This window comes from Pseudomonas sp. TE24901, from assembly GCF_054058375.1.
The window spans coordinates 68212-91395 of record NZ_JBSSAF010000011.1 but is presented as its reverse complement, the minus strand read 5'-3'; the positions used below and the strand labels follow the sequence as shown (position 1 = coordinate 91395).

Annotated in this window: 22 protein-coding genes; 18 read left to right on the top strand and 4 right to left on the bottom strand. The window is 63.5% G+C overall.

Translation table 11 applies throughout. The features are described from left to right. Positions 1 to 8: 8 nt before the first annotated feature. The 6 genes from ACVWVP_RS21915 to ACVWVP_RS21890 all read left to right on the top strand — a co-directional run bounded on the left by ACVWVP_RS21915 (position 9) and on the right by ACVWVP_RS21890 (position 4985). Entirely contained in the window at positions 9 to 1055 is a 1047-nt protein-coding gene (locus tag ACVWVP_RS21915) for an ornithine cyclodeaminase (protein ID WP_457407994.1), read from the top strand. Between the two features lie 225 nt (positions 1056 to 1280). Further along, positions 1281 to 2060, top strand: coding sequence for an ABC transporter substrate-binding protein (locus ACVWVP_RS21910; RefSeq protein WP_178924159.1), 780 nt, complete (start codon positions 1281 to 1283; stop codon positions 2058 to 2060). Between the two features lie 177 nt (positions 2061 to 2237). Next, entirely contained in the window at positions 2238 to 2939 is a 702-nt protein-coding gene (locus ACVWVP_RS21905) for an ABC transporter permease (protein ID WP_178924161.1), read from the top strand. Further along, positions 2936 to 3649 carry an ABC transporter permease gene (locus ACVWVP_RS21900; protein ID WP_178924163.1) on the top strand — a complete coding sequence of 238 codons (714 nt, stop codon included), beginning with the start codon at positions 2936 to 2938 and terminating at the stop codon, positions 3647 to 3649. Before ACVWVP_RS21905 ends, ACVWVP_RS21900 begins: the two co-directional genes overlap by 4 nt. A gap of 3 nt (positions 3650 to 3652) precedes the next feature. Beyond that, positions 3653 to 4483 (top strand): ABC transporter ATP-binding protein, encoded by an 831-nt coding sequence (locus ACVWVP_RS21895; protein ID WP_178924164.1) that lies wholly within the window; start codon positions 3653 to 3655, stop codon positions 4481 to 4483. Between the two features lie 4 nt (positions 4484 to 4487). Beyond that, on the top strand, positions 4488 to 4985 hold the full coding sequence (locus ACVWVP_RS21890; protein WP_071487193.1) for an Lrp/AsnC family transcriptional regulator: 498 nt from the start codon (positions 4488 to 4490) through the stop codon (positions 4983 to 4985). Positions 4986 to 5020: 35 nt separating this feature from the next. On the opposite strand, the gene ACVWVP_RS21885 is transcribed toward ACVWVP_RS21890, so the two are convergent. The 4 genes from ACVWVP_RS21885 to ACVWVP_RS21870 form a co-directional block, all read right to left on the bottom strand. Next, the gene (locus ACVWVP_RS21885) at positions 5021 to 5854 is read right to left on the bottom strand and encodes a TIGR03915 family putative DNA repair protein (protein WP_457407989.1); all 834 of its coding nucleotides are present in this window, start codon (positions 5852 to 5854) and stop codon (positions 5021 to 5023) included. After that, on the bottom strand, positions 5851 to 7071 hold the full coding sequence (locus ACVWVP_RS21880) for a putative DNA modification/repair radical SAM protein (RefSeq protein ID WP_457407988.1): 1221 nt from the start codon (positions 7069 to 7071) through the stop codon (positions 5851 to 5853). Before ACVWVP_RS21880 ends, ACVWVP_RS21885 begins: the two co-directional genes overlap by 4 nt. 147 nt (positions 7072 to 7218) lie before the next feature. After that, entirely contained in the window at positions 7219 to 8556 is a 1338-nt protein-coding gene (locus ACVWVP_RS21875; RefSeq protein WP_178924169.1) for a lysine N(6)-hydroxylase/L-ornithine N(5)-oxygenase family protein, read from the bottom strand. A 121-nt stretch (positions 8557 to 8677) separates the two neighbouring features. After that, positions 8678 to 9160, bottom strand: a complete 483-nt coding sequence (locus ACVWVP_RS21870) for a sigma-70 family RNA polymerase sigma factor (RefSeq protein WP_178924171.1) — start codon at positions 9158 to 9160, stop codon at positions 8678 to 8680. A 259-nt stretch (positions 9161 to 9419) separates the two neighbouring features. On the opposite strand from ACVWVP_RS21870, the gene ACVWVP_RS21865 reads away from it, so the two are divergent. From ACVWVP_RS21865 to ACVWVP_RS21810, 12 genes are all read left to right on the top strand, one after another. Then, the gene (locus ACVWVP_RS21865; RefSeq protein ID WP_259175386.1) at positions 9420 to 10592 is read left to right on the top strand and encodes an efflux RND transporter periplasmic adaptor subunit; all 1173 of its coding nucleotides are present in this window, start codon (positions 9420 to 9422) and stop codon (positions 10590 to 10592) included. Position 10593: 1 nt separating this feature from the next. Beyond that, positions 10594 to 12564, top strand: a complete 1971-nt coding sequence (locus tag ACVWVP_RS21860) for a MacB family efflux pump subunit (RefSeq protein WP_457407986.1) — start codon at positions 10594 to 10596, stop codon at positions 12562 to 12564. After that, positions 12557 to 13969 (top strand): efflux transporter outer membrane subunit, encoded by a 1413-nt coding sequence (locus ACVWVP_RS21855; protein ID WP_457407984.1) that lies wholly within the window; start codon positions 12557 to 12559, stop codon positions 13967 to 13969. Before ACVWVP_RS21860 ends, ACVWVP_RS21855 begins: the two co-directional genes overlap by 8 nt. Before the next feature lie 107 nt (positions 13970 to 14076). Further along, positions 14077 to 14838, top strand: a complete 762-nt coding sequence (locus ACVWVP_RS21850) for an alpha/beta hydrolase (protein ID WP_259175391.1) — start codon at positions 14077 to 14079, stop codon at positions 14836 to 14838. A 116-nt stretch (positions 14839 to 14954) separates the two neighbouring features. Further along, positions 14955 to 15722 (top strand): FadR/GntR family transcriptional regulator, encoded by a 768-nt coding sequence (locus tag ACVWVP_RS21845; RefSeq protein WP_178924181.1) that lies wholly within the window; start codon positions 14955 to 14957, stop codon positions 15720 to 15722. Between the two features lie 162 nt (positions 15723 to 15884). After that, the gene (locus ACVWVP_RS21840) at positions 15885 to 17087 is read left to right on the top strand and encodes an ABC transporter substrate-binding protein (protein ID WP_178924183.1); all 1203 of its coding nucleotides are present in this window, start codon (positions 15885 to 15887) and stop codon (positions 17085 to 17087) included. Positions 17088 to 17144: 57 nt separating this feature from the next. Then, positions 17145 to 18005 (top strand): branched-chain amino acid ABC transporter permease, encoded by an 861-nt coding sequence (locus ACVWVP_RS21835; protein WP_176998951.1) that lies wholly within the window; start codon positions 17145 to 17147, stop codon positions 18003 to 18005. A 1-nt stretch (position 18006) separates the two neighbouring features. After that, positions 18007 to 19017 carry a branched-chain amino acid ABC transporter permease gene (locus ACVWVP_RS21830; protein WP_178924185.1) on the top strand — a complete coding sequence of 337 codons (1011 nt, stop codon included), beginning with the start codon at positions 18007 to 18009 and terminating at the stop codon, positions 19015 to 19017. After that, on the top strand, positions 19014 to 19763 hold the full coding sequence (locus ACVWVP_RS21825; RefSeq protein WP_010209301.1) for an ABC transporter ATP-binding protein: 750 nt from the start codon (positions 19014 to 19016) through the stop codon (positions 19761 to 19763). Before ACVWVP_RS21830 ends, ACVWVP_RS21825 begins: the two co-directional genes overlap by 4 nt. After that, positions 19763 to 20458, top strand: a complete 696-nt coding sequence (locus ACVWVP_RS21820) for an ABC transporter ATP-binding protein (RefSeq protein WP_105522648.1) — start codon at positions 19763 to 19765, stop codon at positions 20456 to 20458. Before ACVWVP_RS21825 ends, ACVWVP_RS21820 begins: the two co-directional genes overlap by 1 nt. Positions 20459 to 20471: 13 nt before the next feature. Then, positions 20472 to 21740 carry a Zn-dependent hydrolase gene (locus tag ACVWVP_RS21815; protein ID WP_457407979.1) on the top strand — a complete coding sequence of 423 codons (1269 nt, stop codon included), beginning with the start codon at positions 20472 to 20474 and terminating at the stop codon, positions 21738 to 21740. After that, positions 21737 to 23143: an amidase gene (locus ACVWVP_RS21810; RefSeq protein ID WP_457407978.1), complete on the top strand. Its 1407-nt coding sequence runs from the start codon at positions 21737 to 21739 to the stop codon at positions 23141 to 23143. Before ACVWVP_RS21815 ends, ACVWVP_RS21810 begins: the two co-directional genes overlap by 4 nt. The last annotated feature ends 41 nt before the right edge of the window (positions 23144 to 23184 follow it).

Genomic DNA, 23184 nt, shown 5'->3' with positions numbered 1-23184 from the left:
GTCTTGCCATGACCCGCTATATCGACGTCAACGACCTCAGCTACCTGGTCTCGCAAAAAGGCCTGCAGACCTGCATCACCGAGATGGCCGAGTACATCCGCGCCGACTACCTGCGCTGGCAGGATTTCGAGAAATGCGCACGCCTGGCCAACCATTCGCCGGACGGCGTGATCGAGTTGATGCCGGTGTCGGACGCCTCGCTGTACGCCTTCAAGTACGTCAACGGCCACCCGAAAAACACCTTGGCCGGCATGCTCACCGTGATGGCCTTCGGCGCCCTGGGCGATGTGGACACCGGCGAACCGGTGCTGCTGGCAGAAATGACCCTGACCACCGCGATCCGCACCGCCGCCACCTCGGCCCTGGTCGCCCGTTACCTGGCCCGTGACAACAGCCGCAGCATGGCGTTGATCGGCAATGGCTCGCAAAGTGAATTCCAGGCGCTGGCCTTCCACGCCATGCTCGGCATCAATGAGATCCGCCTGTTCGATATCGACGCCAAGGCCACCGCCAAGCTGGCCGCCAACCTCAAGGCCTTCCCGGCCATCAAGGTGATCCTGGCCGGCAGCGTGGCCGAGGCGGTCAAGGGCGCCGATATCGTCACCACCGTCACGGCCGACAAGGCCTACGCCACCATCCTCACCGACGAGATGATCGAACCCGGCATGCACCTCAACGCCGTGGGCGGTGACTGCCCGGGCAAGACCGAGCTGGACCGACGTATCGTCGAACGCGCCCGGGTGATCGTCGAGTACGAACCGCAAAGCCGCATTGAGGGTGAAATCCAGCACATGCCGGAAGACTCGCCGGTGACCGAATTGTGGCAAGTCATCAATGGCCAGCAGCCTGGCCGCGAGAACGCGCGCCAGGTCACCCTGTTCGACTCGGTGGGGTTTGCCATCGAAGATTACTCGGCGCTGCGCTATGTGCTGGACGAGGCCAAAGCGCTGGACGTGGGCAGCACCCTGGAGCTGGTGCCGGCGCTGGCCGATCCAAAAGATTTGTTCGCACGACTGGCCCAACAGCCCCGCGCACAGCACAAAAAGCGCGCCTGAGACCGCTCTGGCCTGCCCCTTTGCGACCAGGGCCGGCCAGAATTCAACCGACAAAAAGCCGATTCAGCACGTGCAGCAGCCGATTCCGCTGCATTGCACGGTTCAACAGCGCAATTCGCGCTTTATGCACGGGGTAAACGACACAAAAAACGCACCATCATGAAGCATTCTCTGTGCCCAGCGATTCAATGCCCTGACATCAATTACAACATATAGGGACAACCCATGACTCCACTGCGATCACTCTTCGCCGCGTTGCTGTTGCCACTCTGCGCCAGCGCCGCTCACGCCCAGGATTGGAAAGAAATCCGCTTCGGCGTATTCCCCGAATACCCACCCTTCGAATCCGTGGCCGCCGACGGCAGCCTGCAAGGCTTCGATATCGAGCTGGGCAACGCGATCTGCGCCAAGCTTGAGGTCAAGTGCACCTGGGTGCACAACGAATTCGACGGCATGATCCCGGCCCTGCGGGCACGCAAGTTCGACGCGATCATGTCGTCCATGGCCGTGACCCCGGCGCGGGAAAAAGTCATCGACTTCAGCGACCGCCTGTTCCTCAGCCCGACCTCGGTGATCACCCGCAAGAGCGCTGACTTCGGTGACACGCCGGAATCGTTGAAAGGCAAACAAGTGGGCGTGCTGCAAGGCTCGCTGCAAGAAGCCTACGCCCGTGCCCACCTGGCCAAGCTGGGGGCGCAGATCAAGGCGTACCAGTCCCAGGAGCAAAACTACGCCGACCTGCAAAACGGCCGCCTCGACGCCACCCTGACCGACAAGCTCGAAGCCCAGCTCAACTTCCTGTCCAAGCCTGAAGGCGCCGACTACAAGACCGGCCCCGCCTTCAAGGACCCGACCTTGCCCCTGGACATTGCCATGGGCCTGCGCAAGAACGACCAGGCATTGCGCGCGCTGATCAACAAGGGCATCGCCGCCGTGCAGGCCGATGGCACCTACGCGCAGATCCAGAAGAAGTACTTCGGCGATCAAGACATCTACAACGAGTGATCCCAACGCCTCACCCTGTAGGAGCCGGCTTTTGTGGCGAGGGCGCTTGCTCCCGCTGGGGTGCGAAGCAGCCCCAAAAAAGCCGGCTCCAGCTGCGCTGTCGAGCGGGAGCAAGCTCCCTCGCCACAGCAAGCCGGCTCCTACAAAGGTCGTCTGCGTCCTTGAGAGATACCCACCATGAACGAACTCCTCAACTTGCAAGGCTACGGCCCGATGCTCGCCCACGGTGCCTGGATGACGCTCAAGCTGGCGTTCCTCGCGCTGGCCCTGAGCCTTGCCCTGGGCCTGATCGCCGCGGGTGCCAAGCTGTCCAGCGTGAAATGGCTGCGGGTGCCGGCCACCCTGTACACCACGCTGATCCGCAGCGTGCCGGACCTGGTGCTGATCCTGCTGATTTTCTACAGCCTGCAATTGTGGCTCAACGACCTGAGCGAAACGTTCGGCTGGGACTACTTTGAAATCGACCCTTTCACCGCTGGCGTCGTGACCCTGGGCTTTATCTACGGCGCGTATTTCACCGAGAACTTCCGTGGGGCGATCCTCAGTGTACCCGCCGGCCAGCTGGAAGCCGCCACCGCCTATGGCCTGAGCCGCTGGCAGCGTTTTCACCTGGTGCTGTTCCCGCAGTTGATGCGCTTCGCCCTACCGGGCCTGGGCAACAACTGGCTGGTGCTGCTCAAGTCCACGGCGCTGGTGTCGATCATCGGCCTGTCGGACCTGGTCAAGGCGGCGCAGAACGCCGGCAAGAGCACCAATGAACCGCTGTATTTCCTGATCCTTGCGGGCCTGGTGTACCTGGTGATCACCACCCTCTCCAATCGCATTTTCAAGCGCCTGGAGCGGCGCTACAACCTGGGCATCAAGGGGATGGCGCGATGATCGAACTGTTCCAGCAATACGGCCTGGCTTACTTGTTCAGCGATGGCGCAGGGTTGTCAGGCGTTGCCATGACCTTGTGGCTGTTCATTGTTTCGGTGGTCCTGGGGTTCTGCCTGTCGATCCCCTTGGCCTTGGCCCGCGTCTCGCCGCACTTCTGGCTGCGCTGGCCGGTGGAGGTCTACACCTACCTGTTTCGCGGCACGCCGCTGTATATCCAATTGCTGATCTGCTACACCGGGCTGTACAGCCTGGAACTGGTGCAGGACAACGTCCTGCTCAACCAGTTTTTCCGCAATGCACTGAACTGCACATTGCTGGCCTTTGTGCTGAACACCTGCGCCTACACCGTGGAGATCTTTGCCGGAGCGATCCGCAATATCCCCCACGGCGAAATCGAAGCGGCGCGCGCTTATGGCCTGCACGGCTGGCGCCTGAACCTGTTTGTAGTGGTACCGGCCGCGCTGCGCCGTGCGTTGCCGGCCTACAGCAACGAAATGATCCTGATGCTGCACGCCACCTCGCTGGCGTTTACCGCCACCGTCGCCGACATCCTCAAGGTGGCCCGCGATGCGAATGCCGAGACGTTCCTGACGTTCCAGGCCTTCGGTATCGCCGCCCTGCTGTACATGCTGCTGTCCTTTGCACTGGTGGGCCTGTTTCGACTGGCCGAACGTCGCTGGATGCGTTTTCTTGTTCCTACCCGAGGCTAACCCATGAATCAGTCCGCGCAGGCCCTGGCCGCCTATCCCGTCGACCTCCCCGTTGCCACACCCGCCACCGCAGCGATCAAGCTGCAAGTCGAGGGCATCCACAAACGCTACGGCGAGCACGAGGTGCTCAAGGGCGTGTCGCTGAACGCACGCCAAGGCGATGTGATCAGCCTGATCGGCGCCAGCGGTTCCGGCAAAAGCACGATGCTGCGCTGCATCAACTTTCTTGAACAACCCGATGCCGGGGTGATCACCCTGGACGGCATCAGCATTGAAATGCAGCAAGGCCGCGCCGGGACCCGCGCGCCGCATCAGGCCCAACTGCAGAACCTGCGCACGCGCCTGGCCATGGTGTTCCAGCATTTCAACCTGTGGAGCCACATGACTGTGCTGGAAAACATCACCATGGCCCCGCGCCGGGTGTTGGGCGTGAGCGCCGCCGAGGCGGAACAACGCGCGCGCCTGTACCTCGACAAGGTGGGTTTGCCCGGCCGCGTGGCGGACCAATACCCAGCGTTCCTGTCGGGGGGCCAACAGCAGCGGGTGGCGATTGCCCGCGCCCTGGCAATGGAGCCGGAGATCATCCTGTTCGATGAACCGACGTCAGCGCTGGACCCAGAACTTGTAGGAGAAGTTCTCAAAGTCATACAGACGTTGGCCGAGGAAGGTCGTACCATGCTGATGGTCACCCACGAGATGGGCTTTGCCCGCCAGGTGTCCAGCCAAGTGCTGTTCCTGCATCAGGGCCGGGTCGAGGAACAAGGCAACGCCGCGATCCTCGACCACCCCGGCAGCGAGCGCTTGCAGCAATTTCTTTCCAACCGTTTGAAGTGAACTCATGGATACCAAGGCCAACGGACCCCACTCCTCCCCTGCGCTGGATCGCATCGATGAGGCGATCATCGACGTGCTGCGCCACCAGGGGCGTATCACCTACGAAAAGCTTTCGTCGCTGGTGCACCTGACCCCCAGGCCGTGCCTGGAACGGGTGCGCAAACTGGAGCGGCGCGGGGTGATTCGCGGGTATGGCGCGATCATCGACGTGCAGATGGTCTCGCCCGGGTTGTCGCTATTGGTGTTGGTGGCCTTGTCCAACCAGAGCGGGCGCTCGGCGCAAAAAGCCTTCGAGGCGTGCGTCAAGGCCTGCCCGCAGGTGTTCGAGTGCCAGTTGATCAGCGGGCCGTTCGACTACAGCCTGCGCATGCGCTGCCGCGACATGGAGCACTACCGGGTGCTGACGGAGACCTGGTTGAACAATGACGAATTGCACATTGACAAGTTGGTGGCGCATCCGGAGTTGGCGGTGGTCAAGAACACTGCCACCGAGCTGACCTGAAACCCATCCTCCAAAACAATGGAGATCCCACATTTCTAACTGTGCCCACTTGCGATTTTTTTGCCAGGCTTGGCGCCAATCAACGTGGCCTGGCCATCTTTCTGCTTGCCCATCCGCGCCTCGGTGATCAACCCCGGGATCAACTTGCCCTCCGGCAAATTCTTCCAGAACCGGCTGGGCAAATGCCCTTCCATGACCTTGGGGTTCAAGCGCGCCGGGTTGAAGATGTGGCTGTAGTAGGTCAGCCACATGTCACTGTGGGGGTCCTCGATGTTCTGCGCCAATTGCTGCCAGGCTTCGGGGCACTTGCGCTGGTGAATCATCTGTTCGCCGTCGTAATACACCCCGTCCAGCGGCGTGGCGATCATCCAGCGGTGGCGCCCCATGCGCCCGACGAAATGCTGGCTGGCAGACTTGAGGATGTCGTGCGCCGGCTCATGCCATGCCACGTATTCCGGTAACTCAGGGCCCGCCTCGGCTGGCAGCGCGACAAACCGTACAAACGCATGCAAGTGGTGCGCTTCGCGACTCACCTGCTTGATACGCCGCTGCAATTCACTGCCCAGCTTGTCACCGGCCAACATCGCAGTGCGGTCGCCATGGCTGACGCGCCACAGTACTTCATACAACAGGCTCCAGCGCTGGTCGCCGTGGTAGCAGGCGGCGGACTCCAGCAACTCCAGCAGTGCCTTGGGCACCCGCGTCTGGAACGGCCCGAGCCCGGCGGGAATGGGCTCATCAGTGGCAAACAGGTCCGCCGCCTGCACTTCCCCCCAACTGACCTGGCTGGGGTCCACCTGATGGCTGAGCAGCCAGCGCGCCTGGTCGCGCCACGTGCTGAACAGGTTGTCGCATTCCAGGCTGATCATCCCCACAAGCCCATTTGCTGCGGCTGCGGACGGTCGCGCAGTTGTTCGCGCAGCAGCACGCTGGTGCTGTCGGCCTGTTGCGGGTGGTAGTCGCTGGTGATGAAAAACGGCTTGGCCTTGGCCAATACACAGCGCATGCGGGCCAGGTCTTCGAAGCGGATCTTGCGTTCGCGGCGCAGGTCGACCAGGCGCTGGGTGGTGCGCAGGCCAATGCCTGGAATACGGGCGATCAAGGTGGGCTCGGCACGGTTCAGGTCCAGCGGGAAGACTTCACGGTGTTCCAGCGCCCAGGCCAGCTTGGGGTCGATGTCCAGGGCCAGGTGGCCGGGGCCTTCGAACAGTTCATTGGCACTGAACCCGTAGCTGCGCAGCAGGAAATCGGCCTGGTACAAACGGTGCTCGCGCATCAGTGGCGGCGCGGCCAGGGGCACGCTTTTGGGGCTGTTGGGGATGGGACTGAACGCCGAGTAATACACCCGGCGCAACTTGAAGTTGCCGTACAGCGCCTCGGCACCGTGGAGGATGGTGCTGTCGTCGGTGTCGTCGGCACCCACGATCAATTGGGTGCTCTGCCCGGCCGGGGCAAACCGCGGGGCACGCGGTTCGTTGCGCACCGTTTGCTCGCCGGTGTAGATGGTCTGCATGGCCTGCTTGATCGACACGATCTTTTTTTCCGGCGCCAGGGTCCGCAGGCTGGCCTCGGTGGGCAGTTCGATGTTCACGCTCAGGCGGTCGGCATAACGCCCCGCTTCGGCGATCAGTGCCGGGTCGGCGTCAGGAATGGTCTTGAGGTGGATGTAGCCACGAAAGTCGTGCTCTTCGCGCAACAGTTTCGCGACGCGCACCAGTTGTTCCATGGTGTAGTCGGACGAGCGGATGATGCCGGAACTGAGAAACAGCCCGCTGACGCAATTGCGCCGGTAGAAATCCAGGGTCAGGGTGACCACCTCCTCCGGGCTGAAGCGTGCACGGGGCACGTCGCTGGAGCGGCGGTTGACGCAGTATTGGCAGTCGTAGAGACAGAAGTTGGTGAGCAGCACCTTGAGCAGCGAGACGCAGCGCCCGTCGGGCGTGTAGCTGTGGCAGATGCCCATGCCATCGGTGGAACCCAGCCCCGCCTTGCCCTCGGAACTGCGCTTGGGCGCACCACTGCTGGCGCACGAAGCGTCGTACTTGGCGGCGTCGGCAAGGATGCTGAGTTTTTCGATCAATTGCATGGAGGGCTACCGATACTGGTTTTTTGTACAGTATCAGCGAGCCCCCGCAAATGCCAGCCTGGAATGACGACCTGTAGGAGCCCGGCTTGCCGGCGACGATTCGACAAGCCGGGCGCCTACAAGGGGTTAGGTAATAGCAACCAAATATCAGCTGGCCGTGGCGAGCAGCAGATCCTGCACCGAGCGCCCCTTGCCACGGCTGCGGTCGTGCTCGAACAGCGACGCGGCGATCTCATCCGCGCGGATCGGCAGCACCGACAGCAAGGTGTCGCTCAGGCCGTGGCTGGCCTGGCTGAAGCCCTGGATGTAGATGCCCGCCTTGCAGCGCTCGTCGGTGACGATGCGGTAGTCGCGCGCCACTTCGAAGTCGCCCATGTAGGCTTCCAGCGGCGCCAGCAGTTCGCGGTGCATCTGGCGCTCGTAACCGGTGGCCAGCACCACGGCGTCGTAGTGGCTCACGCTGGTTTCGCCGGTGGCGTTGTTGCGCAGGGCCAGTTCGATGCCCAGCGGGCCGGCGCTGGCTTTCTCGACCACGGTCATGGTGCGGAAGGCCTGGCGGGCAATGCCGGAAACTTTCTGGCGATAGAAAATGCCATAGATGCGCTCGATCAGGTCCAGGTCCACCACCGAATAGTTGGTGTTCTGGTACTCGGCGACCAGGCGCTCACGCTCGGCACCCACCTGCTGGAACACCAGGTCGGTAAAAGCCGGCGAGAACACTTCATTGACGAATGGGCTGTCATCGGCCGGCTTGAGCGCCGAACCGCGCAGGATCATGTCGACCTGCACTGACGGGAAGCTGTCATTCAGGTCGATAAAGGCCTCGGCCGCGCTCTGGCCGCCGCCGATGATCGCGATGCGCATCGCCTTGCCGTCGACACACGGCTGGGTGGCCATGCGTGCCAGGTATTGGGAGTGGTGGAACACTCGGCCGTCATCCTTGAGGGCCTTGAAGGCTTCGGGAATGCGCGGCGTGCCCCCGGCGCTGACCACCACCGAGCGGGTGGTGCGCACATGCTGTTCGCCCAGGGCATCGCGGGAAATCACGCGCAAGGCTTCCACCTGTTGCTGGTGCAGGATCGGCTCGATGGCCAGCACTTCCTCGCCATAGCGGGCCTGGTCCTGGAACTGCCCGGCAACCCAGCGCAGGTAGTCGTTGTACTCCATGCGGCAGGGGTAGAAGGTGCCCAGGTTGATGAAATCCACCAGACGGTCGTGGGCCTTGAGGTAGTTGACGAAGGAATAAGGGCTAGTGGGGTTGCGCAGGGTGACCAGGTCCTTGAGGAACGAGATCTGCAATTCGCTCTGGGTCACCAGGGTATTGCCGTGCCAGCGGTAGTCGGCCTGCTTGTCGAGAAACAGCACGTCCAGTTTGCCCTGGGCCTTTTCACGCTCCTGCAGGGCGATGGCCAGCGCCAGGTTCGAAGGGCCGAAACCGATACCGATCAGGTCGTGAACCGCGGGCGAAGCAATTGCCTGTGTCATTCCAGTGTCCTCTGGATAAGCCCCTTGGCGATTGGGGCGGGAATACCTTCAAGGCCTGAACAACAGGCCGTGTGTTGATAGGAAACGAGGACAGTGAAATAAAATTTAACTAACTCGCCGATCAGTGCGCTTCCCACTCGCGCATGCGCACCCGGCAGTGCTTCATGGCGTTGACGATGTGTTTTTCCACGAGGCTGCGGGAAATGCACAGGCGTTCAGCGATCTGTAGGTGGGACAGGCCGTCGAGCTTGCGCAACAGGAAGCTGTCGCGACAGACCGCAGGCAACTCGGCCAGGGCGCGTTCAAGCATCTCCAGACGCTGGCCCTGGTCGTGGCTGGTGTGGGGCGAGCAAGCGGCGAAGCGCTCTTCGCTGTCGAGCACGTCCAGGGGTTCAGCCTGGCGCAGGGCGTTGCGCCGATGGCCGTCGATCACCAGGTTGAGTGCGGTGCGGTACAGAAACGCGCGGGGCTGCTCGATCGGCGTGTCACTGGAGCGCTCGAGCACCCGGACATAAGCGTCATGCACCACATCCTCGGCGACCTGACGGTTGCCCAGCTTGGCGTTGAGGAAACACACCAGCTCGCGATAGTAGTTTTCCAACATGACTCCCGGCCGCCCGGTGGAGACGGCATCAGATCCTTGAGTGCTAAAGAAGACAGCCCATCGATGATGGCAGTTTGAGTGTGTGCAATTTATAGTAATTCTCATCTACTTTTAAAGAAGTCTCACACCCACACGCGATTTTTTTTACTGAAAAGACCTGTAACTGCTTGTGTAACAGCCTAAATCCCCACGCTTTTCCATCGTTTAACTGTCAGCTCTGCGCAACTGCGCCCCGAACTTCCATTGCTGGAACCTAAGCATGAAACGCCCTCGACCTGCCCGACGCGCCCTGCTTGTTGTGGCGTGCCTGATCCCCATCATTGCGGTTGCCGCCTGGCAGGTGCTGCCGTCGGGACGCGACAACCTGGTCACGGTCACCGTCACCCGCGGCAATATCGAAAACAGCGTGACCGCCCTGGGCACCCTGCAACCGCGTCGATACGTGGACGTAGGCGCCCAGGCGTCCGGGCAGATCCAGAAGATCCACGTCGAGGCCGGCGACCAGGTCAAGGAAGGCCAACTGCTGGTGGAGATCGACCCGTCCACGCAAAAGGCCAAGCTTGACGCCAGCCGCTACGCCATCGAGAACCTCAAGGCCCAGTTGCAGGAACAGAAGGCCCAGCACGAACTGGCGCGCCAGAAGTACCAGCGCCAGCAACGCCTGGCCGCCGGCAACGCCACCCGCGAAGAAGACGTGCAGACCGCCAAGGCCGAACTGAGTGCCACCCAGGCGCGGGTCGACATGTTCCAGGCGCAGATCCGCCAGGCCCAGGCCAGCCTGCGCAGTGACGAAGCCGAACTGGGCTACACACGGATTTTCGCGCCCATGGCCGGCACCGTGGTCGCGGTGGACGCGCGGGTCGGCCAGACCCTCAACGCCCAGCAGCAGACCCCCTTGATCCTGCGCATCGCCAAGCTGTCGCCGATGACCGTGTGGGCCGAAGTCTCCGAAGCCGACATCGGCCACGTCAAGCCCGGCATGAGCGCCTATTTCACCACCCTCGCCGGTGGCAGCCGGCGCTGGACCAGCACCGTGCGCCAGATCCTGCCGATCCCGCCCAAGCCGCTCAACGAGACCAGCCAAGGCAGCGGCAGCCCGAGCAGTTCGAGCAAAAGCGGCAGCGGCCGCGTGGTGCTGTACACCGTGCTGCTGGATGTGGACAACGCCGATAATGCACTGATGGCCGAAATGACCACCCAGGTATTTTTCGTCGCCAGCCAAGTCAAGGACGCCCTCACGGTGCCGGTTGCCGCCCTGCAAGGCATGCCCACTGGCGACAAGCAAATCGCCCGGGTCGTGGCGAAAAACGGCGCCATCGAAGACCGCGAAGTTCACCTGGGCATCAGCGACCGCCTGCGGGTGCAGGTGCTGGGCGGCCTGAACGAAGGCGATCACCTGCTGATCGGCCCGGCCGACGGCAGCGGGGGTTGACTTGACCACGCCCCTGATCGAACTCAAGCACATCCGCAAATCCTACGGCGGCGGCGACAGCCCGCAGGTCGATGTATTGCGCGGCATCGACCTGTCGATCCACGCCGGGGAGTTCGTTGCCATCGTCGGTGCTTCCGGCTCCGGCAAGTCCACCTTGATGAATATCCTCGGTTGCCTCGACCGGCCCACCGAAGGCGAGTACCTGTTCGCCGGCGAAAACGTCGCCCACCTCGACACCGACGCCCTGGCCTGGTTGCGCCGCGAAGCCTTCGGATTTGTGTTCCAGGGGTATCACCTGATCCCCTCCGGTTCCGCCCAGGAAAACGTCGAAATGCCCGCGATCTATGCCGGCATCAGCGCCACCGAACGCCATGCCCGTGCCAGCGCCCTGCTCACTCGCCTGGGGCTGGCCGAGCGCACCGGCAACCGCCCGCACCAGCTTTCCGGTGGCCAGCAGCAACGGGTATCGATTGCCCGGGCATTGATGAACGGCGGGCATATCATCCTCGCGGACGAACCCACCGGCGCCCTCGACAGCCACAGTGGCGCCGAAGTCATGACCTTGCTCGACGAACTGGCGAGCCAGGGCCACGTGGTCATCCTGATCACCCACGACCGCGATGTGGCCGCGCGGGCCAATCGCATCATCGAGATCCGCGACGGCCTGATCATCAGCGACTCGGCCGATGACAGCAACGCCGCCCCTTCCCTCGCGGCGGGCGCCCTGCAAGCCGTGGACCTGCGCCAGCGCCTGGCCGACGGTGCCGAACACAACGGCGCCTGGAAAGCGGAACTGCTTGACGCGGTGCGCGCGGCCTGGCGGGTGATGTGGATCAACCGCTTCCGCACCGCCCTGACGTTGCTCGGCATCATCATCGGTGTCGCGTCGGTGGTGGTGATGCTGGCGGTCGGCGAAGGCAGCAAGCGCCAGGTGATGGCACAAATGGGCGCGTTCGGCTCCAACATCCTGTACGTCAGCGGCTCGTCGCCCAACCCGCGCACGCCGCTGGGCATCATCACCCCGCAGGACGTGGCGGCCCTGGCCACGCTGCCGCAGGTCAAGCGGATCATGCCGGTCAACGGCGCCGAGGCCGGTGTGCGCTTCGGCAATATCGACTACATGGCGTACGTCGGCGGCAACGACACCAACTTCCCGACTATTTTCAACTGGCCCGTGGTGGAAGGCAGCTACTTCACCGAAGCCGACGAGCGCAACGCCGCCACCGTGGCGGTCATCGGCGCGCGGGTACGCGACAAACTGTTCAAGGGGCTGGTCAACCCCATCGGCCAATACATCCTGATCGAGAACGTCCCCTTCCAGGTGATCGGCGTGCTGCAGGAAAAGGGTTCCAGCTCCGGCAACAAAGACAGCGACGACCGCATCGCCATCCCCTACTCCGCCGCGAGCATCCGCCTGTTCGGTAGCTACAACCCGGAATACGTGGTGATTGCCGCCGCCGACGCCAGCCGGGTACACGACGCCGAACAGGCCATCGACCAGTTGCTCAAGCGCTTGCACCACGGCAAGGACGACTACCACCTGACCAACAACGCCGCGATGATCCAGGCCGAGGCGCGCACCCAGAACACCCTGTCGCTGATGCTCGGCTCGATCGCCGCCATTTCCCTGTTGGTGGGCGGAATCGGCGTGATGAACATCATGCTGATGACCGTGCGCGAACGTACCCGTGAAATCGGTATCCGCATGGCCACTGGGGCGCGCCAGCGCGACATCCTGCGCCAGTTTCTCACTGAGGCAGTGATGCTTTCGTTGGTCGGCGGCCTGTTCGGGATCGCCCTGGCGCTGCTGGTGGGCGGCGTGCTGGTACTGGCCGAAGTGGCGGTGCAGTTTTCCCTGGTGGCGGTGCTGGGCGCGTTTGGCTGTGCGCTGGTCACCGGTGTCGTATTCGGCTTCATGCCGGCCCGTAAAGCTGCCCGGCTCGATCCGGTTAAGGCGTTGACCAGTGAATAAACGATCCATCGCACCGCCCCTGTCCGTGCTCAGCCTGTGCCTGTTGCTCAACGCCTGCACCGGCAACCCGCCCGCCGTCGACAGCGGTATCGCAACGCCCGCCACCTGGCAATACGCCGAACGGGATGCCGCCCAGGCGCTCAACCGCCGCTGGTGGACGCAATTTGGCAGCGCGTCACTCAACCGCCTGATCGACCAGGCCCGCCGCGACAGTTACGACGTGGCCGCCGCCATGGCCCGGGTGCGCCAGGCCCAGGCCAGCGCCGTGATCGCCGGTGCGCCGCTGTTGCCCGAGGTGAAGCTCAACCTCTCCGCCAGCCGTGAGAAACTGCTGCGCGGCAGCGGCAGTTCGGCCCTGGACGCCACCGAAAGCAACAACACCGTCGACAGCTTCGGCGCCAACCTCACCGCCAGTTACGAGGTGGACTTCTGGGGCGGACGCGCCGCCGCACGGGACAGCGCCCTGCAAAGCCTGCGGGCCAGTGAATTCGACCAGGCCACCGTGGAGCTGACCCTGCTCAGCAACGTCGCCGACCGCTACGCGCAAACCCTGGCCGCACGCCAGCGCCAACAGATCGCCGAGCTGAACCTGGCGAATGCGCGCAACGTGCTGGACCTGGTACAAACCCGCTACACCGCCGGCTCCGCCACCGCCCTGGAACTGGCCCAGCAGAAAAGCCTGGTCGCCAGCCAGCAACGGCAACTGCCGCTGATCCAGCAAGTGGCGGAAGAATCCCGGATCACCCTCGCTGCCCTCCTCGGCCAGCCGGTGCAGGCCCTGGACCTGGGCAACGAAGGGTTCCAGGCGCTCAACTGGCCGTCTATCGGCGCGGGCGTGCCGAGCCAATTGCTGAGCCGCCGCCCCGACCTGGCCCAGGCCGAAGCGCAATTGGCGGCCGCCCGTGCCGACGTCACCGTGGCCCGGGCGGCCATGTTGCCCACGGTCACCCTGGGCGCCACCGTGGGGTCGGGGTCGTACAAGGCCGAAGACATCCTGCGCAGCCCGTTCTACAACCTGACCTCAGGGCTGGTGGCGCCGATCTTCAACCATGGGCGTTTAAGTGCTGAACGCGACAAGGCCAGCGCCCGCCAGGATGAGCTGCTGCAGACCTATCGCGGGGCAATCATCAACGGCTTTGCCGACGTCGAAAAAGCCCTGAGCAGCATCACGCGCCTGGACCAGCAGCGTCAGTGGCAAGCCGAGGAACTAGAGCAGGCCCAGACCGCCTTCCAGATCGCCGAAAGCCGCTACCAGGCGGGGGCCGAGGACTTGCTGACGGTGCTGGAAACCCAGCGCACCCTGTACGCCGCGCAGGATTTGAACGTGCAGCTGCGACTGTCGCGACTGCAGGCCAGCATTGCCTTGTACAAAGCATTGGGCGGCGGCTGGAAAACCGAAATCTGATAAACAAAAGTCTGGCTTCCTACTGAAGTCGTTTTATCAACCTACATTATTCAACCTGGGGTCCTTGGTAAAAAAGCCGCTCTCACACGGCAGCCCAGGACCTTTTGATGAAACCCAGTGTTCGCGTGACTCGCCTGGCCTGGTGGTTGATCGGGCTCATCGCCGCCCCGTCCCTGGCCGAGCCGCTGATCCCACCCACCGCCATTGACTGGCTGCTGGACTGTCCGCTGCCCGCCGTTGCCCGGCTGGACCCGGAAGTGCTGGAACGCACGCAATGCGGCGTGGTGAGCGTACCCCGCGACCACGCAGCCCCTGCGCGCGGCCGCATACGCCTGGTGCTGACCCGTGTCGGCGCCCGCCAGCCGTTGAACCGCGAGGGCGTCGTGTTCGCCCAGTCCGGCGAACCGCACCATGGCAAAAACACGCCTTTCGCCCTCCAGCTCGCCAGCCGCTGGGAGTCCTACGCCACACCGGCTTACCGCGCACTGACCAACCTTTACGACGTGATCGAACTCACCCCGCGTGATTTGCGCCAGGCCCAAGGCGTCGAGCAAGCGGCGTTGGACATGGAGTTTGTGCGCACACAACTGGGCGAGGCACGCCTCAACTTTGTCGGCAATGCTGACGCCACCCGGCTCGGCAGCCGCTATGGCGCGCTGTTTCCGGAGCGTGTTGCGCGCATGGTGCTGGTTAATGCCAGCCACGGTGACCCCATCACATCGGGTATCGAGCACCTGTTGCTCAAGGCGCCGCCCGCCCCGAGCAAGCTCGCCAACGGCTGCGTCGAACGGTGGTTGGGCGACTTCCTGATGTATGGAAAACAACCGCCGCCTTCAGCACGTTGTGTCGACAGCGGCCAGTGGGAATGACACCCGCAATAACGCATTTGCGACCCCTTGCCACCGAAAACGACACCCTGCGTTGACCTGACGGCTCAAGCGTTATTAAGTGCTATTTATCCGCATTAATACGATAAATCGAACCCATGCTAAGCCGCCCGCTGAAACGCAAACGCCAGAAGCTGTCCGATGTGATTGTCGAGTCGGTCAAGCGCTCCATCGTCACCGACGCCTTGAAGCCCGGTGACCGTTTGCCCACCGAACGTGAGTTGATGGAAAGCTTCCAGTGCTCCAAGGGTTCGGCACGCGAAGCGCTCAAGGCCCTGGAAGTCGAAGGCCTGGTAAGCACCCGCACCGGCCCCAGCGGCGGCGCGTACTTGAACCAGGCCGGCACCGAGCCGGCCAGCCGAGCGTTGCGCAATTACCTGCACTTCCAGCACCTGGACGGCGAGCAGGTGTACCAACTGCGCAAAGTCATCGAGGTGGAACTGGCGGTGTCGGTGCTCGGGCGCCTGAGCGAGGACGACTACCAGGCCCTGCAGGACAACGTGGATTTCTGCAGCGCACCGGAAGACAGCGAAGCCGGCCAACGCGAACAACGCCTGGCGGAACTGGAGTTCCACAACCTGCTGGCCAAGGCCTGCCCCAACCCGCTGCTGAGTTTCATGGCGCAATTTCTCAACGACCTGCTGCGCGACCTGGTGGTGCTGAAAAAAGCCTACAAGCCCAAGCGCAAACAGTTCGATGCGGCCAACCTCGACTACCACAAGCAGTTGCTGATCGCCTTTCGCGCCGGGGACGAAAGCGCGGTGCGCAGCCTGATGCACGAACACATGTGCGATGCCGAACACCACATGACCGCCCTTGAAGGCGAGGTCAGCCCGCACTTTCTGCTGGAGTTTGATCACTCTTAAAAAAACACCACGGACCCAATGTGGGAGCTGGCTCCTACATTTCGACCCGGATCAAACCGTCAAACCGTTTCACCCCATCCAATAACAGGCCTGCCCACAGGCCCTTGCTCCACCGTATCGCCCTTGCCGCTCCTGCCAATAACTAAACCAGGGAGTCACCCCATGCAGCGTCGTACGTTATTGAAAGCCAGTCTTACCGCCGCCGCGGCCCTCAGCCTTCCGCTGAGCGTGCGGTCGGCATTCGCCGCCGAGCCTTTTACCTTCTACGGCCTCAAGTCCATGTCTGGCGCCTTTGCCAGCTATGGCAAGTTTGCCGACATGGGTTCACGCCTGGCGGTGGGCCAACACCCCGAAGTGCTCGGCCGCCCGTTGAACTACAAGGTCATCGACACCGAAGGCAACGCCGGCAAGGCGGTGCGCAAGGTGCAGGAAGCCATCCAGCAGGACGGCGCACGGTTCTTCCAGGGCTGCACCCTGTCGTCCTCGGCGCTGGCCGTGGCCAAGGAAGTGGACAAGGTCGGCGGTGTGTTCATGACCCCGGTGGGCGCCGATGAAGTCACCGGCAAGGATTGCAACCACGCGACCTTCCGCTGGTCGGTGCCCACCTACGGCGCGATCCGCGAAACCATGGTGCCGTTGATCAAGCTGCTGCCGGACGCCAAGCGCTGGTACACCATCACCCCGCAATACGTGTTCGGCGAAGCGCTGCTCGAAGGCGCCAAGAACGTGCTCAAGGAAAATGGCCTGGAGCACATCGGCAACAGCTACCACTCGCTGCAGGAACAGGAATTCTCCGGCTACCTGACCAACGCCATCGCCGCCAAGCCCGATGTGCTGGTGCTGCTCAACTTCGGCAGCCAGTCGTCCAACACCCTGCGCCAGGCGGTGAACTTCGGCATCAAGGAACGCATGAAGGTGCTGCTGGTATGGTCCGCGGGCCTCGATCAATTCCAGGAACTGGGCAGCGATGTACTCGAAGGCGTGTACCTCGGCGCGCAGTACTGGCATCAGGTCGACACCCCGCTCAACCGCGAACTGGTCAAGCTGACCCAGGCCAAATACGGCATCAACCCCACCTACCCGCTGGCCGCTGACTACATCAGCACCAAGGTCATGCTCGACACCATCATATCGACGGGCAGCTTCGACGGCCCCACCGTGGCCAAGGCCATGCAAGGCCTGAGCTTCGAAGGCCCGACCGGCAAGGAGTCGATCCGCGCCGGCGATCACCAGGTGATCAAGGACTACTACCTGCTCATCGGCAAAGCCGCCAGCGACATGGCCGACAAGGATGACCTGGCCAAGGTACTCAGCGCCGGCCAGTCGTTCCCGCCCGTGGAAGCCACCGGCTGCACGCTCGCCTGATCCCCTGAACATTGCACAGCAGGGCTGCGTGAGCAGCTTCCTGCCGAGGGTGCCTGCATGCTTAATCTTTACCTGTTCCAGATACTCAACGGCTTGGGGTTGGGAATGATCTATTTCCTGATCGCCGTCGGGCTGACCATCATTTTCGGCCTGCTCAACTTCGTCAACTTTGCCCACGGCGCGTTCTTCCTGCTGGGTGCCTACATCTGCTACACCGCCGTCAGCCTCACCGGCAACTTCTGGCTGGCGCTGCTGATCGCGCCGCTGGTGGTGGCCGCGTTGGCCTGGGTGATCGAGCGACTGTTGATCCAGCGCATCTATCACTTGCCGCACATGTTCCAGATCCTGGTGACCCTGGGGATCGCGCTGATCATCCAGGAAGCCAGCGTGATGATCTGGGGCCCGGTGGGCAAAAGCGTTGCGGTACCGCAATTGCTGCGCGGCGTGCTGGTGGTGGGCGACTTCGTGTACCCGCACTACCGCCTGTTCCTGATCGGTTTCTCCGGCCTGGTCGGCCTGGGCCTGTGGCTGCTGCTGGAACGTACGCGCTTCGGCGCCCTGGTGCGCGCCGGCAGTGAAAGCACTGAAACCGTGTCGTTGCTGGGCACCAATATCTTTCGTCTGTTCTCCATGACGTTCGCCCTCGGTGTTGCCCTGGCCGGCGTTGCGGGCGTGCTGTTCGCCCCGTTGCGCGGCGCCCAGCCCTTTGTCGGCCCGGAGATCCTGGGCGTGGCCTTCGTGGTGGTGGTGATCGGCGGCATGGGCTCGTTCAGCGGTGCGCTGGTCGGCGGGTTGCTGGTGGGCGTGGTGCAAAGCCTGATGACCACACTCTGGCCCCAGGGCGCGAGCCTGATGATCTACGGCGCGATGGCCGTGGTGATCCTGGTGCGTCCTTACGGCCTGTTCGGGAGAGCCTGACATGAGCGAGAAAAATCCCCTGCCGTTTGCCAAGACGCAATCGCGCGCTATGTTGCTGTGGGTGTTGGCGGTGCTGATTGGGCTGCCGTTGATCTTGCCTTCGGCGACCCTGGCCACCGAGATCCTGATCTTTGCCATGGCCGCCCTGGCCTGCAACCTGCTGCTGGGTTACACCGGGCTGCTGTCGTTCGGCCAAGGCATCTTCTTCGGCGCGGGCGCCTACTGCGCCGCGTTGCTGATGCTGCACCTGCAACTGGGGTTGTTCGCCGCCCTGCTCGGCGCCGCCGTGGCCGGTGGCTTCCTGGCCTTGCTGGTGGGTGCCCTGGCGATCCGGCGTACCGGCATCTACTTTGTGATGCTGACCCTGGCGTTCAGCCAGATGGCCTACTTCGTCGCCTACACCCTCAGCGACTGGACCGGTGGTGACAACGGCCTGCTCAGCGTGCCGCGCCCGGAGATCCGTGTCGGTGAAACGGTGCTGCTGTCGCTCGGCGACGCCCGCGCCTTCTACGCCTTTGTCGCGGTGCTGTTCCTGCTGATTTTCATCGGCGCGCGCCGGGTGATCGCCTCGCCGTTCGGCAGCACGCTGATGGCGATCCGTGAAAACGAAACCCGCGCCTCGGCCATCGGCTACGACACCCGCCACTTCAAGATCCTGGTGTTTGTGCTGTCCGGCGCCGTCACCGGGATTGCCGGCGCGCTGTACGCGATGCTGCTGCACTTTGTGCCGCTGTCGAACATCGACCTGGCGATGTCCGAGAACATCCTGATCATGACCATCGTCGGCGGCACCGGCTCATTGTTCGGTTCGCTGCTGGGCGCAGGCTCCATCGTGCTGCTCGGCGATTTCCTCTCCGACCTGTGGCCACGCTGGCTGATGCTGCTGGGGGTGATCCTGATCCTGGTGGTGATCTTCATGCGGGGTGGTTTGTGGGGCGGCCTCGCGTCGCTGTTCGAAAAGGTACGCGGCAGCCGCAAGGCCGCAGTTGTCGCCAAGGAGGAAGGGCTATGAGCATCCTGCTGGAAACCAAAGACCTGGAACTGGCCTATGGCGCCTTCCATGCGGTGAACGGTGTGAACCTCAAGGTCGAGGCCGGCACTATCCACACCATCATCGGGCCCAACGGCGCGGGCAAGACCAGCCTGTTCCACTGCCTGACCGGCGAACGCCAGGCCACGGCCGGGGCGATTCATTTCGACGGCAAGAACCTGATGCGCAAACCCGCCCATGGCCGCGTCGGCCTGGGCATGGCGCGCTCGTTCCAGCTCACCAGCCTGTTCCAGAACCTCAGCGTGCGCGAAAACCTGCGCCTGGCCGCCCAAGGCCGCGACGGTGCCCGCGCGCTGAACTTCTGGCGCCGTGTCGACAGCAAGCGCGAACACCTGGAGATGGCCGACCAAGTGCTGGAGCGCCTGCAACTCACCGCCCGCGCCGACACCCTGGCCGGCGAGTTGTCCCACGGCCAGCAACGGGTGCTGGAGGTGGGCATGTCGATCTGCTCCAAGCCCAAACTGTTGATGCTGGATGAACCCACCTCGGGCATGGGCATCGACGACATCCCGATCATGACCCAACTGATCAGCGACCTCGGCCGCGACCACACGGTGCTGCTGATCGAACACAACATGAGCATTGTCATGTCCATCAGCCAACGCATCACGGTGATGAGCCACGGCCAGATCCTGGTGGAAGGCACGCCGGAATTCGTGCGCGCCGATGAACGTGTGCGCACTGCATACCTTGGGGAGGCTGCCTGATGCTGATCGTCGAAAACATTCATTCCTACTACGACAAGAGCCATGTGCTCGAAGGCGTGTCGCTGACCGTCAACCCCGGCGAACTGGTCACGCTGCTAGGGCGCAACGGCGCTGGCAAGACCACTACCCTGCGCAGCATCCTCGGCATCATCTGCCCGCGCCAGGGCCAGATCCATTTCAACGGCCAGGCATTGGTGGGGCAGAAGATCTTTGAAATCGCCCGCCAGGGCCTGGCGCTGGTGCCGGAAAATCGCGGGATTTTCCGCCTGCTCACCGTCGAAGAGAACCTGCGCATTGCTGCGCGCAAGACCAGCCGCTGGCAGCTTGAAGACGTGTACGCCATGTTCCCGCGCCTCAAGGAGCGGCGCAAAAATGCCGGCCACGCATTGTCGGGTGGCGAGCAGCAGATGCTCGCCATCGCCCGCGCCCTGCTCAACGATCCCAAGCTGCTGATCCTTGACGAGCCCACCGAAGGCCTGGCCCCGGTGATCGTCGACGAGTTGGTGAAAATCTTGCGCAAGGTCAAGGACGATGGCCTGCCCGTGCTGCTGGTGGAACAGAACCTGATGGTCTGCGACAAGCTCGCCGACCGCCATTACGTGCTCGAACAAGGCCGCGTGGTGTACGAGGGCAGCGCCGCTGACTTCCGCGCCGACCCGAGTATCAAGAATCGCTATTTGGCCCTGAGTGCCTGACCGGAGAATGCAGATGAATAGTTTTGCGCAACCGCTCCAGAGCAACGCCCCGCTGATCAACCGCGACCGTTTGTGGCAATCGCTGATGGACCTGGCCCAGCTCGGTGCCACCGTCAAGGGCGGCGTGTGTCGCCTGGCCCTGACCGACCTCGACCGCCAGGCCCGCGACCTGTTTGTGCAATGGTGCGAGGCGGCTGGCTGCAGCGTCAGTGTCGACGCCATCGGCAATATCTTTGCGCGCCGTGCCGGGCGCAACCCCGCCCTGCCCCCGGTGATGACCGGCAGCCATATCGACACCCAACCCACCGGCGGCAAGTTCGACGGCTGCTACGGGGTGATGGCCGGGCTGGAAGTGATCCGCACCCTGAATGACCTGGGCATCGAAACCCAAGCGCCGATTGAAGTGGTGGTGTGGACCAACGAAGAAGGCTCGCGTTTTCCGCCCTGCATGATGGGCTCCGGGGTGTTTGCCGGTAAGTTCGACTTGCAGGACACCCTCGACAAAGTCGATGACCAGGGCCTGTCGGTGGGCGCCGAATTGCAGCGCATCGGCTATGCCGGCACCCGCGCCGTGCTTGGCCATCCGGTGGGTGCGTATTTCGAAGCACACATCGAACAAGGCCCGGTACTGGAAGACCAGGCTACCACCATCGGCGTGGTCATGGGCTGCCTGGGCCAGAAGTGGTTCGACCTGACCTTCACCGGTGTCGAAGCCCACGCCGGGCCGACGCCGATGCACCTGCGCAAGGACGCCCTGGTGGGTGCCGCCGAGGTGGTCAGTGCGGTCAACCGCATCGCGCACCAGCAACAACCCCATGCCTGCGGCACGGTCGGTTGCCTGAGCCTGCACCCGGGTTCGCGCAACGTGATTCCCGGCCAGGTGCAGATGACGATCGACCTGCGCCACCTGCACGCCGACAAGCTGCACGCCATGGTCGATGAGGTGCGCGGCGTGATCGAAGCCGCCGCCCAGCGACACGGCTTGAGCTTTGAGCTGACGCCGACGGCCGACTTTCCACCGCTGGACTTCGCCCCGGCGTGTGTCAACGCCGTGCGCGAAGGCGCCCAGGCCTTGGGCTTGAGCCACATGGACATCGTCAGCGGCGCCGGGCACGACGCAATTTTCGTTGCCGAACTGGGCCCGGCCGGGATGATCTTTGTGCCGTGCGAAGGCGGCATCAGCCATAACGAAATCGAAAACGCCGCGCCGGACGACCTGGCGGCAGGCTGCGCGGTGCTGCTGCGCGCCATGGTCAACGCGGCCCAGGGGGATGTGGCATGAGTGAGATCGGCCAACTGACGGCGCTGCAACTGCTGGCGCATTTTCGCGACAAGAGCCTGTCGCCGGTAGAAGTCACCGAAGATGCGCTGCTGCGCATCGAACGCTACAACCCGGTGGTGAATGCCTACTGCCATGTCGACCCGCAAGGCGCACTGAACGCCGCGCGCGCTTCGGAACAACGCTGGCTCAAGGGCCAGCCGTGCGGTGCGCTGGACGGTGTACCCGCGTCGATCAAGGACCTGACCCTGACGGTCGGCATGCCCACCCGCAAAGGCTCACGCACCTCATCCGCCGAAGGGCCGTGGGACGTGGACGCACCCTTTTCAGCCTTGATGCGCAAGGCCGGCGCCGTGCTGCTGGGCAAGACCACCACCCCGGAATTCGGCTGGAAGGGCGTCACCGACAACCCGCTGTATGGCATCACCCGCAACCCGTGGGACACCCGCACCACCGCCGGCGGTTCCTCGGGCGGTGCCGGCGCGGCCGCGGCCTTGAACCTTGGCGTGCTGCATCAGGGCAGCGATGCGGGCGGCTCGATCCGGATTCCCTGCGCGTTTACCGGCACCTTCGGCATCAAGCCGACCTTCGGTTATGTGCCGCAATGGCCGGCCAGTTCGATGACCATCCTGTCGCACCTGGGGCCGATGACCCGCACCGTGGAAGACACCGTGCTGATGCTGCAGACCGTCGCGCAACCTGATGCACGGGATGGCCTGATCGGTGCGCCCAGGACCACGCCCTGGCTCACCCCGGACACGGACCTCAAAGGCTTGCGCGTGGCCTACAGCCCCGCGTTCGGCTACGTGAATGTCGACCCGCAGGTAGCCAGCGTCGTCGCCCGGGCCGTGCAGGGCCTGGTGCAACTGGGCGCGCACGTGGAAGAGATCGACCCGGGCTTCAGCGACCCGCTGGAGGTGTTCAACACCCTGTGGGCGGCCGGTGCCGCACGCCTCACCGGGCCCATGAGCGAGGCGCAGAAACAGCTGCTCGACCCTGGGCTACTGAGCATCGCGCAACAGGGCGAACGCTTGAGCCTGGATGACTTCAACGCCGCCCTTGAAGCCCGCGCCGCGTTGGTGGCGCGCATGGCGGCGTTCCATGAGCACTACGACGTGCTGGTCTCGCCGATGATGCCGATCACTGCGTTCGAGGCCGGGCATAACGTACCGCCCGGTTCGGGCATGCAGGCCTGGATGGAATGGACGCCGTTCACCTACCCCTTCAACCTGACGCAACAACCGGCCGCCTCGGTGCCGTGCGGTTTGGCAGCGAATGGCCTGCCGGTGGGCTTGCACGTGGTCGGCGCGCGGTTTGCCGATGAGCAGGTGTTAAGGGTGTGCCAGGTGTATGCAAAAGCATTCCCCACAAAGCACTTACAAGCCCCAATCACCAAAACACTGTAGACCCCGCCAACCACGATGCGAAGCGAGCCGCTCTTGATCTT